Origin of the sequence: Winogradskyella psychrotolerans RS-3 (assembly GCF_000427335.1) — a bacterium.
In the GTDB taxonomy this organism is placed as follows: domain Bacteria; phylum Bacteroidota; class Bacteroidia; order Flavobacteriales; family Flavobacteriaceae; genus Winogradskyella; species Winogradskyella psychrotolerans.
Window position 1 is genome coordinate 1 of the sequence record NZ_ATMR01000003.1, and the last position, 863, is coordinate 863.

At 33.1% G+C, this 863-nt stretch carries 1 protein-coding gene; it reads left to right on the top strand.

Translation table 11 applies throughout. The features are described from left to right. Positions 1–509 precede the first annotated feature (509 nt). A partial coding sequence (locus ADIWIN_RS00330; RefSeq protein WP_040756063.1) for a carboxypeptidase-like regulatory domain-containing protein occupies positions 510–863 on the top strand: 354 nt, incomplete at its 3' end.

Below are 863 nucleotides of genomic sequence, written 5' to 3' on the forward strand. Positions count from 1 at the left end.
AAATCATAAGGAATGGAAATTAATCCATAGGCTTTCTACGATGTAGGCGGAAGCCGCAATAAAGTAAATGGATTTGAAATATTTCTATTAAGAGTGAAACAGCTAGTCTATTTCGGGTTGAAAGTTCAAGTTAATGAGTTTATATGAAAAAAAATATAATAAAGTTATTCCAGTTTTAAAGCGGAGTAGATTTGAATGTTTAGGTCATTATGACTTGTTTCAATAGGCTTTCCGAAGCAAATAAAAGGGAAATGGCTTTTATGAAATATTCATTAAGTCGTTATTTAAAAAACAATTTTTTATTTTTTCTCACCAAAATACTACTTGAAACAAAAAAATCTCTTGTAAATTCTAATGTTAGCGATTTGTTAATTAATTTTGTTGTTTGAATTGAAAAACTTAATGTTTAAGCTGTTATTATAGCGCTGATTTAAGTATATATTTGCACCCAATATAGCCAACTTAATTTGTGATTCTATTATTTATTTATACCTATTAAATGTTTTAAGATGAGGCAACTATTACAAATGAAAATGATTGTTGTGCTCCTAATGTTTCTAGCCGTTGGAAGCAGTTATGGGCAGGTAACCACCAGTTCCGTTCAAGGATCGGTTCTGGACAATGAGGGAGAAGCACTGATAGGTGCTACTGTAAAAGCTACTCACGAGCCATCAGGGTCTGTGTATGGCGCTGTAACCAACGTTGATGGTAGGTTTAATCTACCCAATTTGAGAGTTGGTGGACCGTATTCAATTGAAATTAATTACCTGGGTTTTGAATCTCAGGTCTTTACAGGGATTATATTAAGGTTGGGAGAAACCTATAATCTCAATGCAGCATTATCAGATGGAGACACTGAGCTG